This is a genomic window from Pseudomonas sp. ACN8, from assembly GCF_002303925.1.
Classification (GTDB): domain Bacteria; phylum Pseudomonadota; class Gammaproteobacteria; order Pseudomonadales; family Pseudomonadaceae; genus Aquipseudomonas.
In genome coordinates, this window is the sequence record NZ_MRCS01000043.1 from 39710 (window position 1) to 56470 (window position 16761).

Sequence of the window (16761 nt, forward strand, 5' to 3'; positions counted from 1 at the left end):
GGCAGATGGGGCCATCCTAGGGTTGTAATGAGTCCGTCATGTGGCAGTAAGGCAAAAACTGCCGATAGTGGTATTCGGGATTTTTGGTTATTCCTGTGCTGGCGGGTCTACCGCCATCGCGAGCAGGCTCGCTCCTACAGGGGAATGCGGTCAACTGTAGGAGCGAGCCTGCTCGCGATGAGGCCGGGACAGGCAAAGAAGATCTCAAGCCGGAGCCATTTCCTGCGCCAACCCCAGAAACGCCGCCGGCAGCCGCGCGCCTTTGCGCTCCTTGAGGCAGTACAGATACTCGGGAATCTGCGGCGCACTCTCGATGGTCAGCACCCGCAGCTGCGGATCATGGGGCACTTCCTGACGGGCAATGATGCTGATGCCGATGTTGCGCAGCACCGCTTCGCGGATCGATTCGCGGCTGCCGATTTCCAGCAGCGGGCCGAAACACACTCCGGCGCTGGCCAGCAACTCTTCGGTCAGGCGACGGGTGGTCGAGCCCGGTTCGCGCATCAGCAGGGTATGCCCGGCCAAGGCGCCGAGCGGCACGTGATCGTGAATCGCCAGTGGATGATTGCGATGCACCGCCAGCACCAGCGGATCGCTGCCGAGCACCCGGCGAACCAGTCGTGCGTCATCGAGCAATTGCGACGACGCCGCGACATCGACCCGGTAATCCTCCAGCGCTTCGAGCACCTGTTGGGAGTTGCCGATTTCCACCGAAACCTCAACCTGCGGCAGACGTTCGCGGAAGGTTTTCACCAGGTCGAGGATGTAATACGGTGCCGTGGCGGCTATTCGTAACGTGCCCTGGACCTGGCCGCAGTTACGCAGGAAAAACTCGATGTCGGCTTCCTGCTGCATCAGCGCCTTGACCATCGGCAGCAGCCGCGCGCCCTCCTCGCTGACGCTGAGACGCCGGCCGCCACGGTAGAACAGTTCGACCGAGTACTGACTTTCGAGGTTGCGGATCTGCGTCGTCACCGTCGGCTGGCTCAGGCCGAGCTTTTTGGCCGCCTGGGTAATGCTGCCCAGGCGGGCCACCATGTAAAACGCCTTAAGCTCCGCACTCAGCACAACCGTCCCTCATCCTTTACTTGCGCAGCAGGCGCAAACCGTTGAACACCACCAGCAGACTCACGCCCATGTCGGCGAACACTGCCATCCACATGGTAGCGACCCCGGCGAAGGTTACCCCAAGAAAGATCGCCTTGATGACCAAAGCCAGGGCGATGTTCTGTTTGAGGATGCTCGACGTCTGCCGAGACAGGCGAATGAATGCCGGGATTTTGCGCAGATCGTCGTCCATCAGGGCGACATCGGCGGTTTCGATCGCGGTATCGGTGCCCGCGGCGGCCATGGCGAAACCGATCTCGGAACGCGCCAGCGCCGGGGCGTCGTTGATGCCATCGCCGACCATGCCGACCCGATGCCCTTGGGTATAAAGAGCCTCGACAGCCTGCAGCTTGTCGCCGGGCAAAAGGTCACCCCTGGCCTCGTCGATACCGACTTGCGCGGCAATGGCCTGCGCGGTGTGGACGTTATCGCCGGTGAGCATCAGGGTCTTGATGCCCAGGTCATGCAACTGCCGGATAGCCTCGCGGCTCGACTCCTTTACCGTGTCCGCCACGGCAAACAGCGCCAACGGGCCAGACGAATCAAGCAGCAGCACCACCGACTTGCCCTGCTTTTCCAGGGCAAACAGCTTTTCTTCCAGCGACGGCGAACACAGGCCCAGATCCTCCACCAGTCGATGGTTGCCCAGATGGTAGAGCTGGCCGTTGATCTCGCCACGAACCCCGCGCCCGCCCAGCGCTTCGAAGTTATCCACAACCAGCGTCGCGGCCTGGTTATCCACAGCCGCCTTGGCGATAGCCAGGGAGACCGGGTGATCCGAGCGCCCGGCCAGCGCGGCGGCAATGGCGGGCGCCGAGTCGTCGGCGGTCGGGTCCAGTGACAGGTAATCAGTCTGCACCGGTTTGCCGTGAGTGATGGTGCCGGTTTTGTCCAGGGCCAGGTAGTCGAGCTTGTAACCGCCCTCCAGGTAGACACCGCCCTTGACCAGAATGCCTTTGCGCGCCGCCGCCGCGAGGCCGCTGACGATCGTCACCGGCGTGGAAATCACCAGCGCACATGGGCAGGCCACCACCAGCAGCACCAGCGCCCGGTAGATCCAGTCGAACCACAGCTCGCCCATCAACAATGGCGGAATCACCGCCACGGCCAGGGCCAGGACGAACACCGCCGGAGTGTAGATTTTCGAGAAACTGTCGACGAAGCGCTGGGTCGGCGCCCGCGCGCCCTGAGCCTGCTCGACGGCGTGGATGATGCGGGCCAGGGTTGAGTTGTCGGCCGCAGCGATCACCCCGTACTCCAGGGAACCGGCCTGATTGATGGTGCCGGCGAAGACTTTGTCGCCGACAGTTTTTTCCACTGGCAAGCTCTCACCAGTGATTGGCGCCTGGTCGATGGTCGAGCGACCGGACAGCACTTCACCGTCCAGGCCGATACGCTCGCCGGGGCGCACTCGTACCCGCGCACCGAGCCCGATGTTTTTGACATCCTGCGCAAGCCAGCTCCCGTCAGCCTGTAACACCGTTGCCGTGTCCGGGGTCATCTGCATCAAGCCGCTGATGGCATTGCGTGCACGATCAAGTGACTTGGCCTCGATCAACTCGGCCACGGTGAACAGGAACATCACCATTGCCGCTTCCGGCCACTGGCCGATCAGCACCGCGCCGGTCACGGCAATGCTCATCAGGGCGTTGATGTTCAGGTTGCGGTTTTTAAGGGCGATCCAGCCTTTTTTGTAAGTGCCGAGGCCACCACTGAGGATCGAGACCAGCGCGACAACCGCCACCACCCAGTTCGGCGCGAAACCGGTGAAGTGGATAACTTCTGCCAGTAAGGCACCAACACCGGACAGTGCCAAGGGCCACCACGGCTTTTTCCGGGGCGCCGGCGTCGGAGTTTCAGCACCCTGGTCCAGCGGTTCGGCCTGCATGCCCAAGGACTTGATGGCCTCGACGATCGGCTCGACTCCGGGCAAATCGTGGGTCACGCCGAGCACCCGATTAATCAGATTGAACTCCAACTGGTGCACGCCGGTCAGTTTGCTTAGCTTGTTCTGGATCAGCGTCTGTTCGGTTGGACAGTCCATCGCCTCGATGCGAAAACTGCTCAGTCGGGCCCCGGGCGTCGGCGATCCGCTCAGTTTTACCAGTGCAGGCGCTGCCGCTTCAGATGAGCAACAGGCGTCGCCGTGACTGCCATGGTCATGTTTTTGCACGGGTTTGAGCTTGTGGCCGTGCTCGTGTTCAGCCCCGGGTTTGTGGGAGTGCAGGGAATCGCTCATTGGTTGCGTCCATAAGAGTGCCTGTTGCCAAGTAAAGACCCTGTAGCCACTATAGGGTCAAGCACCCTTTCTGGAGTTTTGGAGATTGGCGTCATGAAAATTGGAGAGTTGGCAAAACTCACGGACTGCGCCGTGGAAACGATCCGCTACTACGAGCGCGAGAGCCTTCTGCCGGAACCGGCCCGCAGTGACGGCAATTATCGCGTCTATACCCAGGCCCACGCCGAGCGCCTGACCTTCATCCGCAACTGTCGCACCCTCGACATGACGCTCGAAGAAATCCGCAGCCTGCTGGCGTTTCGCGACAGTCCGCAGGACCAGTGCGAAAGCGTCAACGCTTTGATCGACGAACACATCCACCATGTCAAGGCGCGGATCGACGGCTTGCTGGCCTTGCAGACGCAGCTGCTCGACCTGCGCCAACGCTGCGGCGAGGGGCCGGGGGTCGATCAATGCGGGATTTTGCAGCGGCTGGAAGTGAGCGGCGGGGTGGTGGCGACGGAGGTGGAGCATTCCCATGTGGGCCGTAGTCACGGCCACTAAGAACACCACCTACCCCTGTAGGAGCGAGCCTGCTCGCGATGAACTCAAAGGCGACGCGTTTTTTAAGACAATACGCGTCATCGTTCACGTCCATCGCGAGCAGGCTCGCTCCTACAGGGGGGCAGCGTTGTGCTTCAGACCGCCATCGGCGCGGTCATCGGTGCGTGGTGTTCGTAGCCTTCCAACGAGAAATCCCCCGGCTCCACCAGCTCCAGCCATTCCGGCTGATAAACACCCGTCTTGGCAAACTCCGGCACACGCTCGGAAATCACCAGTTTCGGCATCGGGAACGGCTCGCGCTTGAGTTGTTCGTTGAGCATGTCCAGGTGGTTTTCGTAGACATGGGCATCACCGATGAAATAGGTGAACCAGCGCGGCGTGTAGCCGGTCAGGCGACCGATCAGACTCAGCAGCGCAGCACCTTCGGTGAGGTTGAACGGCGTGCCCAGGCCCAGATCGTTGGAGCGGATGTAGAGGGTCAAGGAAATCTCCCTGGTCTCGACATTCGGGTGGAACTGGTACAGCAGGTGGCATGGCGGCAGGGCCATTTCATCGAGCTGGGCGCAGTTCCAGCCGTGGAACAGGATTCGGCGGCTGCCCGGGTCCTTGATGATGGTATCGACGCACTGACGGACCTGGTCGATGGCCTTGTACAGCACCACGTAGGCCTGACCGTCCTCCTCGCCTTCGGCAATCTGGCGGTAGCCTTGTTTCAGGGTCTGCTCGATGGCAGCCGGGTTGCTCAGCGGGATCTGCTTGTACGCCGGCCATTTGCGCCATTGCACGCCGTAGATTTCGCCGAGGTCGTCTTCGCCCTGGCGGAATGGGTTGGCCAGCCACTGGGCGTTTTCGTTGGCGTTCTGGTCCCAGACCTTGCAGCCCAACGCCCGGAACTCGGCGGCGTTGTTCACGCCACGCAGGAATCCACACATTTCGCCGATAGCCGATTTGAACGCCATCTTGCGCGTGGTGATCGCCGGGAAACCTTCCTGCAGGTCATAACGCAGCATCGCACCGGGAAAACTGATGGTGTTCACGCCGGTACGGTTGGCCTGTTTGGTGCCGTTCTTGATGACGTGGGCGACCAGTTCGAGATATTGCTTCATGAATTACCTGTGTCCTTGAACCCGGGACCGAAGCTCCGGGGTTCGAATTTTATACGGCTGCCGCTGGAGCCGCCGGGGCGCGGTGATACGCCAGCCAGATCAGGAACAGCCCGCCGACGATCATCGGCACGCACAGCACCTGGCCCATGGTCAGCCAGTTCCAGGCCAGATAGCCCAGTTGCGCGTCCGGTACACGGACGAACTCGACGATGAAACGGAAGATGCCATAGAACAGCGCGAACATCCCCGATACCGCCATGGTCGGCCGCGGCTTGCGCGAGAACAGCCACAGGATCAGGAACAACGCCACGCCTTCGAGGGCGAACTGGTACAGCTGCGACGGATGACGCGCCAGTTGCGCCGGATCGGTCGGAAAGACCATCGCCCACGGCACATCGGTTGCCTTGCCCCACAACTCGGCGTTGATGAAGTTGCCGATACGCCCGGCGCCCAGGCCGATCGGCACCATCGGCGCAACGAAATCCATCAGCTGGAAGAACGACTTGTTGTTCTTCTTGCCGAACCACAACGCCGCCAGCATCACGCCGATGAAACCGCCGTGGAATGACATGCCGCCCTTCCACACTTCGAAAATCAGCGTCGGGTTGGCCAGGTAAGCGCCCAGATCGTAGAACAGCACATATCCCAGACGTCCGCCGACGATCACCCCCATCGACATCCAGAACACCATGTCGGAGAGTTTCTCCTTGGTCCAGGTCGGGTCGAAGCGGTTCAAGCGGCGGGACGCCAGCAGCCAGGCGCCGCCGATGCCGATCAGGTACATCAGACCGTACCAGTGGATTTTCAGCGGACCGATGGCCAGGGCCACCGGGTCGATCTGCGGGTAAGGCAGCATTGCGACTCCTCGTTAGAGTTCAAATCTTAAAAATTCCCGGGCGACGCTGCCACCTCAGGATTAAGCCAGGATTGCGCTGCCCGTCAGAGCAGATGCTTCAGACTAGAAAGTTCAGGCCAACGCAGAACAGCAAAGCGGCAAACAGCCGTTTCAGCAACTTCGGCGACAATCTGTGGGCCAACCGCGCGCCCAAGCGGGCGAACACCATGCTGGTCAGGGCAATGCCCAGCAACGCCGGCAAATAAATGAAACCGAGACTATGGGCCGGGAGCAACGGATCGTGCCAGCCCAGAATCATGAAACTTAGTGCACTGGCCAAAGCAATCGGCAGACCGCAGGCCGATGAAGTGGCCACCGCTTGCTGCATCGGCACACTGCGCCAGGTCAGGAATGGCACGGTCAACGAACCACCGCCAATGCCGAAAATTGCCGAAGCCCAGCCAATCACGCTGCCGGCCACGGTCAGACCGAGTTTGCCCGGCACGGTTCGGCTGGCCTTGGGTTTGACCTCCAGCGCCAGCTGAGCGGCAATCACCAGGGCGAATACACCAATGAGCTTCTGCAGGTTGGGGCCGGAAATCGCTTCAGCCGTCAGCGCGCCAAACCCGGCACCGACCAGAATGCCGACGGTCATCCACATGAAGATCGGCCAACGCACGGCGCCACGGCGGTGATGCTCGCGTACCGCGTTGACCGAGGTAAAGATGATCGTCGCCAGGGAGGTGCCTACTGCCAGGTGCGTGAGGATCGACGGATCGAACCCCTGGGCCTTGAAGCTGAACACCAGCACCGGGACGATGATGATCCCGCCGCCCACGCCAAACAGCCCGGCGAGTACACCTGCACAGGCGCCGAGCGCCAGATAGAGCAGAAATTCCATGGTTGTCCCGCCCGCATCCCAAAACCGGAGCGGCATGGTAACGGATGCACGGCCTCAAGCTCCACTGCGCAAGGCGATGGATCGATGAGCGATGTCTGCGTAGAGTGAGCAAAAAACACACAAGGACAGCCTGATGTGCCTGATTGTTTTTGCCTGGCGACCGGGTCATGCCCAACCGCTGGTCGTGGCGGCCAATCGCGATGAATTCTACGCCCGCCCCAGCCTGCCGCTGGCGCCATGGCCCGAAGCGCCGCATGTGCATGCGGGGCGCGACCTCGAGGCCGGTGGCACCTGGCTCGGTGTCGGCGCCAACGGACGTTTTGCGGCGCTGACCAACATCCGCGATCCCCATCGACCGCCGGGGCGCAAGTCTCGTGGGGAGCTGGTCGCGCGATTCCTTGAGGGGGATTGCTCGATTGATGACTATTTGGCCGACGTTGTCAGACGTTCGCCTGAATATGGCGGGTTCAATCTGTTGGTTGGCAATAGGAACGAGCTTTGGCACTTCAATGCCCGGGAGACGCAAGCAGTGATGCTGCAACCGGGCATCTACGGCGTGTCGAACGCCGGGCTGGATACGCCGTGGCCGAAGCTGCTCAAGGCCAAGGCTGCATTGAGCGAGGTACTGGATGATCCGCAGCCTCAGGCACTGCTGGCGTTATTGAGCGATGCGCAGACCGCGCCGTTTGCCGAGTTGCCGGATACCGGTGTCGGGCTGGCTACCGAAACGTTGCTGTCGAGCGTGTTCATTGCCAGCCAAAGTTATGGAACCCGGGCGAGTACGGCGTTGATTGTGCAGGCGGATGGGGCGCTGCATATGGTCGAGCGCAGTTTCGGGCCGTATGGCGGGCATCTTGGGGAAGTGGAGATCAGGCTTTAGTCTTGTGTTGCCAGGTCCGGCCTCATCGCGAGCAGGCTCGCTCCCACAGGGGATTTGCGTCGTTCACAGATCCAATGTGGGAGCGAGCCTGCTCGCGAATGGGGCGCCGCAACTCTAGAGGGGCTTGATTGCTGCCGGATTGATCATCCGCGCCAACCCGAGGTTCTTCAGCGCCAGTTGCAGCGAGCTGTGAATCACTTGCGGGTTGTCGATGGTCATCAGTTCCGCCAGCAACTCCCTGGCCTTGCTCAGGTTGATCTGGCGCAGCATCCACTTCACTTTCGGCAGGTTGGTGGCGTTCATCGACAGGCTGTCGAAACCCATTGCCATCAACAGCACCGCCGCCGCCGGATCACCGGCCATTTCACCGCAGATACTCACTGGCTTGCCTTCGGCATGGGCATCGCGCACAACAGTTTGCAACGCTTGCAGCACCGCCGGGTGCAGGTAGTCGTAGAGGTCGGCCACCCGCGGGTTGTTGCGGTCCACGGCCAACAGGTACTGGGTCAGGTCGTTGGAACCGACCGACAGGAAGTCCACTTGCCGCGCCAGTTCCTTGGTCTGGTACACCGCCGCCGGAATCTCGATCATCACGCCAATCGGCGGCATCGGTACGTCGCAGCCCTCGTCACGGACTTCGCCCCAGGCGCGGTGGATCAGGTGCAAGGCTTCTTCCAGCTCGTGGGTGCCGGAGATCATCGGCAGCAGGATGCGCAGGTTGTTCAGGCCTTCACTGGCCTTGAGCATGGCGCGGGTCTGCACCAGGAAGATTTCCGGATGGTCGAGAGTGACGCGAATGCCGCGCCAGCCGAGGAACGGGTTGTCTTCCTTGATCGGGAAGTACGACAGCGATTTGTCGCCGCCGATGTCCAGGGTTCGCATGGTCACCGGTTGCGGATGGAACGCGGCCAGTTGTTCGCGGTAGATCGCCAGTTGTTCCTTTTCGCTCGGGAAGCGCTGGTTGATCATGAACGGCACTTCGGTGCGGTACAGGCCCACGCCTTCGGCACCGCGCTTCTGCGCGCGCGCCACATCCGCCAGCAGGCCGGTGTTGACCCACAGCGGCATGCGGTGGCCATCGACCGTTACGCACGGCAGATCGCGCAGCGCATCCAGCCCCAGGGCCAGTTGCTTCTCTTCCTCGACCACCTCGGCGAACTGCTTGCGCAGCACTTCACTCGGGTTGGTATAGACCTCGCCGTGGTAACCGTCGACGATCATCTGGATGCCGTCGACCTTGGAGTACGGCAGGTCGACCAGGCCCATCACGGTCGGGATGCCCATGGCGCGGGCGAGGATGGCGACGTGGGAGTTACCGGAGCCAAGCACCGACACCAGGCCGGCCAGCTTGCCTTCCGGCACCTCGCCGAGCATCGCCGGCGTCAGTTCTTCGCTGACCAGAATAGTGTTGTCGGGGTAGACCAGGGTTTGCTGGCGCTCTTCCTGCAAGTAAGCCAGCAAGCGACGGCCGAGATCCTTCACGTCCGAGGCACGCTCGCGCAGGTAAGCGTCGTCCATCAATTCGAAACGGTTGACGTGATCGGTGACCACCTGGCGCAACGCACCCTGGGCCCACTGGCCGGTCTTGATCACGGTGGTGACTTCGCTGCCCAGCGCTGCATCGTCGAGCATCATCAAGTAGACGTCGAACAAGGCCCGCTCTTCCGGGCGCAACTGCGTTGCTAGCTTGGCGGACAGCGCGCGCATGTCGGCGCGTACGCCTTCGATGGCGGTCTTGAACAGCTTGAGCTCGGCTTCGATGTCGCTGATGGCTTTGTCCGGCACCACGTCCAGATCGGCCGGTGGCAGCATGACCACCGCCGTACCGACCGCCGCACCTGGCGAACCCGGCACGCCAATGAACTTGGCTTCCTGAATGCCCTTGCCCTGACGACCGAGGCCACGGATCGAACCAGTGGCTTCGGCGTGGGCGATAACACCGGCGAGCTGCGCGCTCATGGTCACGAGGAAGGCTTCTTCCCCTTCATCGAACTGGCGACGTTCTTTTTGCTGGATGACCAACACGCCGACGACGCGGCGGTGGTGAATGATCGGCGCACCGAGGAACGAGGCGTAGCGCTCTTCACCGGTTTCGGCGAAGTAGCGGTAGCGCGGGTGGTCCGCGGCGTTTTCGAGGTTCAGGGGTTCTTCACGCGTGCCGACCAGACCCACCAGACCTTCGTTGGGGGCCATGCTGACCTTGCCGATCGAGCGCTTGTTCAAGCCCTCGGTGGCCATCAGCACGAACCGGTTGGTCTCCGGATCAAGCAGGTAGACCGAGCAGACCTGGCTGCCCATGGCCTCTTTGACGCGCAACACAATAATCCCCAACGCCGCCTTGAGATCCTTGGCGGAGTTAACTTCCTGGACGATCTTGCGCAGCGTATTGAGCATGGCTCGGGGTCGAACTCCGTCGTCAGTCGCGCGCTAAAAGGCGCGGGGCAAGCTCTTTGAGAGCGCGTCGATACACCTCGCGCTTGAATGTCACCACCTGGCCCAACGGATACCAATAGCTGACCCAGCGCCAGCCATCGAACTCCGGTTTACCGGTCAAATCCATCCGCACCCGCTGCTCGTTGGAGATCAGGCGCAGGAGAAACCATTTCTGTTTCTGGCCGATGCACAGCGGTTGGCTGTGGGTACGTACCAGACGTTGCGGCAAACGATAGCGCAACCAGCCCCGGGTGCAGGCGAGAATTTCAACATCTTCGCGCTCAAGGCCAACTTCTTCGTTCAGCTCGCGGTACAAGGCGTCTTCCGGCGTCTCCTCGGGGTTGATCCCCCCCTGCGGAAATTGCCAGGCATCTTGATTGATTCGGCGAGCCCATAGCACCTGGCCGGCGTCATTCGTCAGAATGATCCCGACATTGGGGCGAAAACCATCGGGGTCGATCACGGCAACAACCTCGCAAACGCATGTCGCCGCATTGTTCCACAAAGGTTGTGAAGGCGGCAACGAAGGTTCCTACCTTATGTGCACTCTTGTGAAAAGACCGTATTCTTGTCGCCTTTTTACTGACTTTTCAGCGGGTAACTGTAATGCGCCTGGCTTTATTCGATTTGGACAACACCCTTCTGGGCGGTGACAGCGATCACGCCTGGGGCGATTACCTGTGCGAGCGCGGCTTTCTCGACGCCGTCGCCTACAAGGCACGCAACGATGAGTTCTACCAGGATTACCTGGCCGGCAAACTGGATAACGCTGCTTACCTGAACTTCTGCCTGGAAGTCCTCGGCCGCACCGAAATGGCCACGCTGGATCAGTGGCACAGCGATTACATGCGCGACTGCATCGAACCGATCCTCCTGCCCAAGGCCATCGAGTTGCTGGCCAAGCACCGCGCGGCCGGGGACAAACTGGTCATCATCACCGCCACCAACCGCTTCGTCACCGGGCCGATTGCCGAGCGCCTGGGCGTCGAAACCCTGATCGCCACCGAATGCGAAATGCTCGACGGCCGCTACACCGGGCGCAGCACCGACGTGCCGTGCTTCCGCGAAGGCAAGGTGACGCGATTGAATCGCTGGCTGGAGGAGACCGGGTTTACGCTGGAAGACAGCTACTTCTATAGCGACTCGATGAATGATTTGCCATTGCTGGAACAGGTGACTCATGCGGTGGCGGTTGATCCGGACCCGAATCTGCGGGCCGAGGCCGAGAAGCGGGGTTGGCCGGTGATTTCGTTGCGCGACTAAAATTGCTATCGCGAGCAGGCTCACTCCTACATTGGAATGCGTTCCCCTGTAGGAGTGAGCCTGCTCGCGATTGGGTCGATACAGTCTTCAGCCTTAAACAGGCTTGGCCCCCATCAACCCGGCAATGGCGATAAAGCAGACAAAACTGAACAACGCCAAGGCAAAGGTGAATTTCCCCACGCCACCCGGCGTCTTGCGCAGTTTGTTCAGCCGCACCAGCAGCCAGAACCACGCCAGTGTCGCCACGGTGTACAGCACGCTCGACGCCAGCAGCCAGGTCTGCCCCAGTGGCCAACCCACCAGATGCACCATCCACCAGCCGGTAAACGGCATGCTCAGCAGCGCCAGGCCCATCAGCAGCCAGACAAACCCCCTTGGCCGCTGCAATGTACGACTACCCGCCGTCGCGTCACCCTTGCGCCGCGCAAGCAAAACCCAGATTCCCAGCCCCAGCGCACAAGCCAGCAGTACAACCGTTGCCACCATGTGCGCCGCTTTCAGGGCCGTTAACGTTTCCATTGTCAGATTTCCTTAATTGCCTTGCCCGTCAGCGTAGCCGTTCAGCCAAGAAACAGCTGATAGGCCGGGTTGTCGCTTTCATCCCAGTACGGGTAACCGATTTCTTCCAGCGCCGCCGGTACCAGGTGGCGCTCGTCGTGGGGCACTTGCAGGCCCGCGACGACACGGCCATCGGCCGCGCCATGGTTGCGGTAGTGGAACATCGAAATGTTCCAGCGCCCGCCCAGCTTGTTGAGGAAGTTGAACAGCGCGCCCGGACGCTCCGGGAATTCGAAACGCAGGATCACTTCATCGACCACGTGCGCCGCACGTCCGCCCACCATGTGGCGGATGTGCAGCTTGGCCAGTTCGTTGTCGGTCAGGTCCAGCACCGGGAAACCCTGTTCGCTCAGGCTGGCGATCAACGCGCTGCGCGGGTCGTTTTCCGGGTGGGTTTGCACGCCGACGAAGATGTGCGCTTCGCTGCCGGTGTTGTAGCGGTAGTTGAATTCGGTGATCTGGCGCTTGCCAATGGCCTCGCAGAACGCCTTGAAGCTGCCTGGCTTCTCGGGAATGGTCACGGCGATGATCGCTTCGCGGCCTTCACCCAGCTCCGCACGCTCGGCGACGTGGCGCAGGCGATCGAAGTTGACGTTGGCCCCGGAGTCGATGGCCACGAAGGTCTGGCCGCTGACGCCACGCTGCTCGACATATTTCTTGATCCCGGCCACGCCCAAGGCGCCGGCAGGTTCGGTGATCGAGCGGGTATCGTCGTAGATATCCTTGATGGCGGCGCAGATTTCGTCGGTGCTGACGGTGATCACTTCGTCGACATGGTCTTTGCAGATGTCGAAGGTGTGCTGACCGATCTGGGCCACCGCAACGCCGTCAGCGAAAAGGCCCACGGTCGGCAGCACCACGCGTTCGCCAGCCGCCAGGGCGGCTTGCAGGCAATTGGAATCATCCGGCTCGACACCAATGACCTTGATGTCCGGGCGCAGGTACTTCACATAAGCCGCGATGCCGGCGATCAGGCCGCCGCCGCCCACCGGGACGAAAATCGCATCCAGTGGCTGCGGGTGCTGGCGCAGAATCTCCATCGCCACGGTGCCCTGCCCGGCAATGGTGTGGGGGTCGTCGTACGGGTGAATGTAGACGTAGCCTTTTTCGTCGACCAGTTTCAGCGAGTAGGCCAGGGCTTCCGGGAACGAATCGCCGTGCAGCACCACTTTGCCGCCACGGGAGCGCACGCCTTCGACCTTGATCTCCGGGGTGGTCTTGGGCATGACGATGGTCGCTTTCACGCCCAACACCTTCGCCGCCAGGGCCAGGCCCTGGGCATGGTTGCCCGCCGACGCGGTGACCACGCCGCGAGCGCGCTCTTCGTCGCTCAACTGGGTCAACTTGTTGTAGGCGCCGCGAATCTTGAAGGAGAACACCGGCTGCAAGTCTTCGCGCTTGAGCCAAATGCTGTTGCCCAGCCGCTCGGAGAGCTGACGGGCGGTCTGCAACGGAGTTTCTACGGCAACGTCATAAACGCGCGAGGTGAGGATCTTTTTGACGTACTGTTCAAGCATCGGAAAGCATCACTGAGCGGGTTGGGCGGGACCACGGAGTCTAACCCGCATTTTGGCCGCACGACCACCTGTTGTAGGAGCGAGCTTGCTCGCGAAAAACGCAATGGCACCGCTGCACATCTATTTTCACGCGTTATCGTTCACGACCATCGCGAGCACGCTCGCTCCTACAAGGAACGGTCGACCTGCCAATCGGACAATGACCTTCCCTGCCTCGAAGCCTATAATGCCGGCCTTTCGTCCCCTCCTCGGCACCCCGGAGCCCGCATGAACCAGGATCAACTCAAACAGGCAGTGGCTCAGGCCGCCGTCGACTTCATCCTTCCGAAACTCGACGACAAGAGCATCGTCGGGGTCGGCACCGGCTCCACCGCCAACTGTTTCATCGACGCGCTGGCCAGGCACAAGGGCGCATTCGACGGTGCCGTCGCCAGCTCCGAAGCCACCGCCGCGCGCCTCAAGGGCCACGGGATTCCGGTGTACGAACTGAACACCGTCAGCGACCTGGAGTTCTATGTCGACGGCGCCGATGAAAGCGACGAGCACCTGAACCTGATCAAGGGCGGCGGCGCTGCCCTGACCCGTGAGAAGATTGTCGCGGCCGTGGCCAAGACCTTCATCTGCATCGCCGATGCCAGCAAGCTGGTGCCGGTCCTCGGTGCTTTCCCGCTGCCGGTGGAAGTGATCCCGATGGCCCGCAGCCATGTGGCCCGCGAACTGGTGAAGCTCGGCGGCGACCCGGTTTACCGCGAAGGCGTGCTGACCGACAACGGCAACATCATCCTCGACGTGTTCAACATGCAGATCACCAATCCGGTGGAACTGGAGACGCAGATCAATGCGATCGTCGGCGTGGTCACCAATGGTCTGTTCGCGGCGCGTCCGGCGGATCTGTTGTTGCTGGGTACGAGCGAAGGCGTGAAGACACTGCGCGCCGAGTAAGCCAATCTGCCCACCTGATTTGAGGGCAGACGAAATACCTGTGGGAGCGAGCCTGCTCGCGATAACGGACTGTCAGTTGAAATCAATCTCGACTGATACACCGCTTTCGCGAGCAAGCTCGCTCCCACATTGGTATGGGGTGTTGGTTAGAGTTGCGTGGGTTTCTTGAACACGTAGAACAGATTCGGCTCGCTGACGATATACAACGCACCGTCGTCGTCCACGGCGATGCCCTCCGCTTGCGGCACGGTTTTTTGCAGGCCATGGCGTCCCTTGCTCAATGACATTGTGCTCAATGGCCGCCCATCCACATCCAGTTCCAGAATCAATCGCGATTCATCCGACAGTGCCAGCAAATGCCCGCTGCGCTCGTCGTATTGCAGGCTCGACAGATCCCGCACGAACATCCCGGCATCACGCTTGGGGTCGTTGATCACATGCACCGAGTAGGATTCTTCAGGATTGAAGCGCGGAAAACCGTGCACCTCGTAGATCAGCATCGGGTTGCGCTCCTTGGCGACGAACAGGCGCTTGCCCACAGAATCGTAAGCCAGCCCCTCGAAGCCCTTGTTGCCGCCCATGTGTACGCCAATGGTCATCTGCTCGGCGTCTGCCGCATCGACGAAAGTGGTGTCCTGCTCCAGACGAATCTTGATCAGCCGCTGCTGGCTTTCGTCAGTGACCACGTAGATGTCCTCGCTGATGAACTCCACCGCCTCCGGATCGCCGAAACCGACCAGCGCCACACGACGCAAGATCCTGCCGTCGAGGGACAACTCGACCAGCTCGCTCCGTTTGTTGGTGACGGTGAACAGGCTTTTGCGCACCGGGTCGTAGGTCAGCGCTGAAACGTTGTCGGCCAGGCCATCGATCACCTGCGCCTCGGTCACGACCTGATATTGGTCCAGGCCCATGGACCGGGAACTCACCGGCTGCCACAGCGCATGCAGATTGAACCAGGTGCGCTCGAACAGGCGCATGTACTGGGCGATCGCTATCAACGCGATCAGCATGACCACCGACAGGATCAGAATCAGGGATTTGGGGCGGGCAAATCGACGCATTCGGGCGGGCTCGGGTCAAAACAGGCGGATGAAATATCACGCCCGTCTGAACTGAAGCTTAATGGCCGCTGGCCTTTACGTACAGGCAATCAGCGCAGGCGTTGGTTACTTCTGTTTTTCGAAGCGATAAAACAGATTCGGTTCACTCACCATGTACAGCGTACCCGCTTCATCCATGGTTACGCCTTCGGCACGGGGAATGGTATTTTTCAAGCCGTTGAAGCCACGCAGCAGGGTGATGAAACTGACCTGCTCACCCTTTTTGTCCAGCTCCAGCACCAGGTGCGAGTCGGCGGACAACACCAGCATGTGGCCGGTCCGTGGATCGACGGCCAGGGCAGACAAGTTGCGCATGTCCAGTGCATGGCTGGCCAGTTTCAGCTTGTCGCCGGTCAGGACCTTGCCATCGCCTTTCCAGGCAAACAATGCCGGCGGGCGCTCTTCGCCCAGCAACAGTTGCTGATTGCTCGGGTCCCAGGTGACAGCCTCAAAGGCCTTGTTCTGGTCCTTGGAAGGCCCGAGGTCGTACTTCGGGAAATCGGCGATGTTCAGTTCGCGGGTGTCGGCATCGACCTTGACGATAGCGATCAGATGCTCGCGCTCATCGACAATGGCCAGCCGACCGTCACCCAGCACCGTGACGCCCTCAGGGTTGCTCCAGCCGACCAACGGCATTTTGCGCAACACATCGCCCTGCAAGTTCAATTCGACCAGGAACGGGTTCTTGCCCATGACCGAAAACAGCGTCTTGGTCTGTGGGTCGTAGGCCACGTCCGATGCTTCATCCTTCTCCATGCCCGGCAACGGCTTGGCATCGATCACCGCCCGATAGTCGGGGAGCCAGATACTGGACTGACGCTCGGCCGGGCTCTTGAATTGCTCTTTCACCCAGAGCACGCCCCGGGAATCCCAGTGCATGGCGAATGCAACACCGTAGGCGACAACAGCCACCAACAGCAGCCAGGTGTGCCAACGCAGGGCGAAGCGCGAGCGGCGGGCAGGTTCAAGCATGGAAAGCGGAGGAGTGGCCATCGGGGAATGCGTTCCAGAAATTCAGGCTAGGGGTAATAGCACAGTTTGGGGCCGGCTCAGAGGCCAATAGCCCTGAAATTATCCAGACCGGATGTGAAAAAAACGGGAAATGACAGGGCGGGCAATCTACATGCCACGGCAAAACCAATGTGGGAGCGAGCCTGCTCGCGATGGGGGCGTGTCAGCCAACAAAGATATTGGATGACACACCGCTATCGCGAGCAAGCTCGCTCCCACAGGGTACAGCGGTGTTACAACTAGCGAACGCTGCTGGTGAAACTGCTGGCGCCCGGCAATTCCAGAACGATCTCGTCACCGACATTCAGCGGACCAACGCCCAC

At 61.1% G+C, this 16761-nt stretch carries 15 protein-coding genes and 1 pseudogene; 4 read left to right on the top strand and 12 right to left on the bottom strand.

All coding sequences use genetic code 11. The features are described from left to right. Positions 1-204 precede the first annotated feature (204 nt). Both BSF44_RS22225 and BSF44_RS22230 read right to left on the bottom strand, forming a co-directional pair. Positions 205-1068 (bottom strand): LysR family transcriptional regulator, encoded by an 864-nt coding sequence (locus BSF44_RS22225; protein ID WP_095945324.1) that lies wholly within the window; start codon positions 1066-1068, stop codon positions 205-207. A 16-nt stretch (positions 1069-1084) separates the two neighbouring features. After that, complete coding sequence (locus BSF44_RS22230) at positions 1085-3346, bottom strand: heavy metal translocating P-type ATPase (RefSeq protein WP_095945325.1); 2262 nt, start codon at positions 3344-3346, stop codon at positions 1085-1087. A gap of 93 nt (positions 3347-3439) precedes the next feature. Here BSF44_RS22230 and cadR point away from each other — a divergent pair, with 93 nt between their 5' ends. Continuing rightward, a complete protein-coding gene (gene cadR / locus BSF44_RS22235; protein ID WP_095945326.1) occupies positions 3440-3889 on the top strand; it encodes a Cd(II)/Pb(II)-responsive transcriptional regulator in 450 nt (149 codons plus the stop codon). Between the two features lie 134 nt (positions 3890-4023). On the opposite strand, the gene BSF44_RS22240 is transcribed toward cadR, so the two are convergent. The 3 genes from BSF44_RS22240 to BSF44_RS22250 all read right to left on the bottom strand — a co-directional run bounded on the left by BSF44_RS22240 (position 4024) and on the right by BSF44_RS22250 (position 6731). Beyond that, entirely contained in the window at positions 4024-4995 is a 972-nt protein-coding gene (locus tag BSF44_RS22240; RefSeq protein WP_095945327.1) for a thymidylate synthase, read from the bottom strand. 49 nt (positions 4996-5044) lie between these two features. Continuing rightward, positions 5045-5851: a prolipoprotein diacylglyceryl transferase gene (gene lgt, locus BSF44_RS22245; RefSeq protein WP_095945328.1), complete on the bottom strand. Its 807-nt coding sequence runs from the start codon at positions 5849-5851 to the stop codon at positions 5045-5047. A gap of 97 nt (positions 5852-5948) precedes the next feature. Beyond that, positions 5949-6731, bottom strand: coding sequence for a sulfite exporter TauE/SafE family protein (locus BSF44_RS22250; RefSeq protein WP_095945329.1), 783 nt, complete (start codon positions 6729-6731; stop codon positions 5949-5951). A 133-nt stretch (positions 6732-6864) separates the two neighbouring features. Between BSF44_RS22250 and BSF44_RS22255 the strand changes: the two genes are divergently transcribed. Continuing rightward, positions 6865-7611 carry an NRDE family protein gene (locus BSF44_RS22255; protein ID WP_095945330.1) on the top strand — a complete coding sequence of 249 codons (747 nt, stop codon included), beginning with the start codon at positions 6865-6867 and terminating at the stop codon, positions 7609-7611. Positions 7612-7725: 114 nt separating this feature from the next. On the opposite strand, the gene ptsP is transcribed toward BSF44_RS22255, so the two are convergent. Then, positions 7726-10005: a phosphoenolpyruvate--protein phosphotransferase gene (gene ptsP, locus BSF44_RS22260; protein WP_095945331.1), complete on the bottom strand. Its 2280-nt coding sequence runs from the start codon at positions 10003-10005 to the stop codon at positions 7726-7728. 22 nt (positions 10006-10027) lie between these two features. After that, a complete protein-coding gene (locus BSF44_RS22265; RefSeq protein ID WP_003229203.1) occupies positions 10028-10507 on the bottom strand; it encodes an RNA pyrophosphohydrolase in 480 nt (159 codons plus the stop codon). A 143-nt stretch (positions 10508-10650) separates the two neighbouring features. Between BSF44_RS22265 and BSF44_RS22270 the strand changes: the two genes are divergently transcribed. Then, the gene (locus tag BSF44_RS22270) at positions 10651-11307 is read left to right on the top strand and encodes an HAD family phosphatase (protein WP_095945332.1); all 657 of its coding nucleotides are present in this window, start codon (positions 10651-10653) and stop codon (positions 11305-11307) included. 93 nt (positions 11308-11400) lie between these two features. Here the strand turns inward: BSF44_RS22270 and BSF44_RS22275 are convergent, their stop codons facing one another. Further along, on the bottom strand, positions 11401-11826 hold the full coding sequence (locus BSF44_RS22275) for a DUF2269 domain-containing protein (RefSeq protein WP_095945333.1): 426 nt from the start codon (positions 11824-11826) through the stop codon (positions 11401-11403). A 41-nt stretch (positions 11827-11867) separates the two neighbouring features. Then, positions 11868-13382, bottom strand: a complete 1515-nt coding sequence (ilvA, locus tag BSF44_RS22280; protein WP_095945334.1) for a threonine ammonia-lyase, biosynthetic — start codon at positions 13380-13382, stop codon at positions 11868-11870. 267 nt (positions 13383-13649) lie between these two features. Between ilvA and rpiA the strand changes: the two genes are divergently transcribed. Further along, positions 13650-14324, top strand: coding sequence for a ribose-5-phosphate isomerase RpiA (rpiA, locus tag BSF44_RS22285; protein WP_095945335.1), 675 nt, complete (start codon positions 13650-13652; stop codon positions 14322-14324). A 146-nt stretch (positions 14325-14470) separates the two neighbouring features. On the opposite strand, the gene BSF44_RS22290 is transcribed toward rpiA, so the two are convergent. The 3 genes and pseudogenes from BSF44_RS22290 to BSF44_RS22300 all read right to left on the bottom strand — a co-directional run. Continuing rightward, the gene (locus BSF44_RS22290) at positions 14471-15388 is read right to left on the bottom strand and encodes an SdiA-regulated domain-containing protein (protein WP_095945336.1); all 918 of its coding nucleotides are present in this window, start codon (positions 15386-15388) and stop codon (positions 14471-14473) included. Positions 15389-15493: 105 nt separating this feature from the next. Beyond that, positions 15494-16420, bottom strand: a complete 927-nt coding sequence (locus tag BSF44_RS22295) for an SdiA-regulated domain-containing protein (RefSeq protein ID WP_095945337.1) — start codon at positions 16418-16420, stop codon at positions 15494-15496. Between the two features lie 257 nt (positions 16421-16677). Then, positions 16678-16761 (bottom strand): annotated as a pseudogene (locus BSF44_RS22300) (isomerase/hydrolase); the annotation flags it as partial.

What these genes read in the sequence shown, in the direction of transcription:
- BSF44_RS22275 (WP_095945333.1), bottom strand. Translation starts at nt 11,826, where the DNA reads ATGGAAACGTTAACGGCCCTGAAAGCGGCGCACATGGTGGCAACGGTT.
- lgt (WP_095945328.1), bottom strand. Translation starts at nt 5,851, where the DNA reads ATGCTGCCTTACCCGCAGATCGACCCGGTGGCCCTGGCCATCGGTCCG.
- BSF44_RS22230 (WP_095945325.1), bottom strand. Translation starts at nt 3,346, where the DNA reads ATGAGCGATTCCCTGCACTCCCACAAACCCGGGGCTGAACACGAGCAC.
- BSF44_RS22295 (WP_095945337.1), bottom strand. Translation starts at nt 16,420, where the DNA reads ATGGCCACTCCTCCGCTTTCCATGCTTGAACCTGCCCGCCGCTCGCGC.
- rpiA (WP_095945335.1), top strand. Translation starts at nt 13,650, where the DNA reads ATGAACCAGGATCAACTCAAACAGGCAGTGGCTCAGGCCGCCGTCGAC.
- BSF44_RS22240 (WP_095945327.1), bottom strand. Translation starts at nt 4,995, where the DNA reads ATGAAGCAATATCTCGAACTGGTCGCCCACGTCATCAAGAACGGCACC.
- cadR (WP_095945326.1), top strand. Translation starts at nt 3,440, where the DNA reads ATGAAAATTGGAGAGTTGGCAAAACTCACGGACTGCGCCGTGGAAACG.
- BSF44_RS22270 (WP_095945332.1), top strand. Translation starts at nt 10,651, where the DNA reads ATGCGCCTGGCTTTATTCGATTTGGACAACACCCTTCTGGGCGGTGAC.
- ptsP (WP_095945331.1), bottom strand. Translation starts at nt 10,005, where the DNA reads ATGCTCAATACGCTGCGCAAGATCGTCCAGGAAGTTAACTCCGCCAAG.
- BSF44_RS22250 (WP_095945329.1), bottom strand. Translation starts at nt 6,731, where the DNA reads ATGGAATTTCTGCTCTATCTGGCGCTCGGCGCCTGTGCAGGTGTACTC.
- BSF44_RS22255 (WP_095945330.1), top strand. Translation starts at nt 6,865, where the DNA reads ATGTGCCTGATTGTTTTTGCCTGGCGACCGGGTCATGCCCAACCGCTG.
- BSF44_RS22290 (WP_095945336.1), bottom strand. Translation starts at nt 15,388, where the DNA reads ATGCGTCGATTTGCCCGCCCCAAATCCCTGATTCTGATCCTGTCGGTG.
- ilvA (WP_095945334.1), bottom strand. Translation starts at nt 13,382, where the DNA reads ATGCTTGAACAGTACGTCAAAAAGATCCTCACCTCGCGCGTTTATGAC.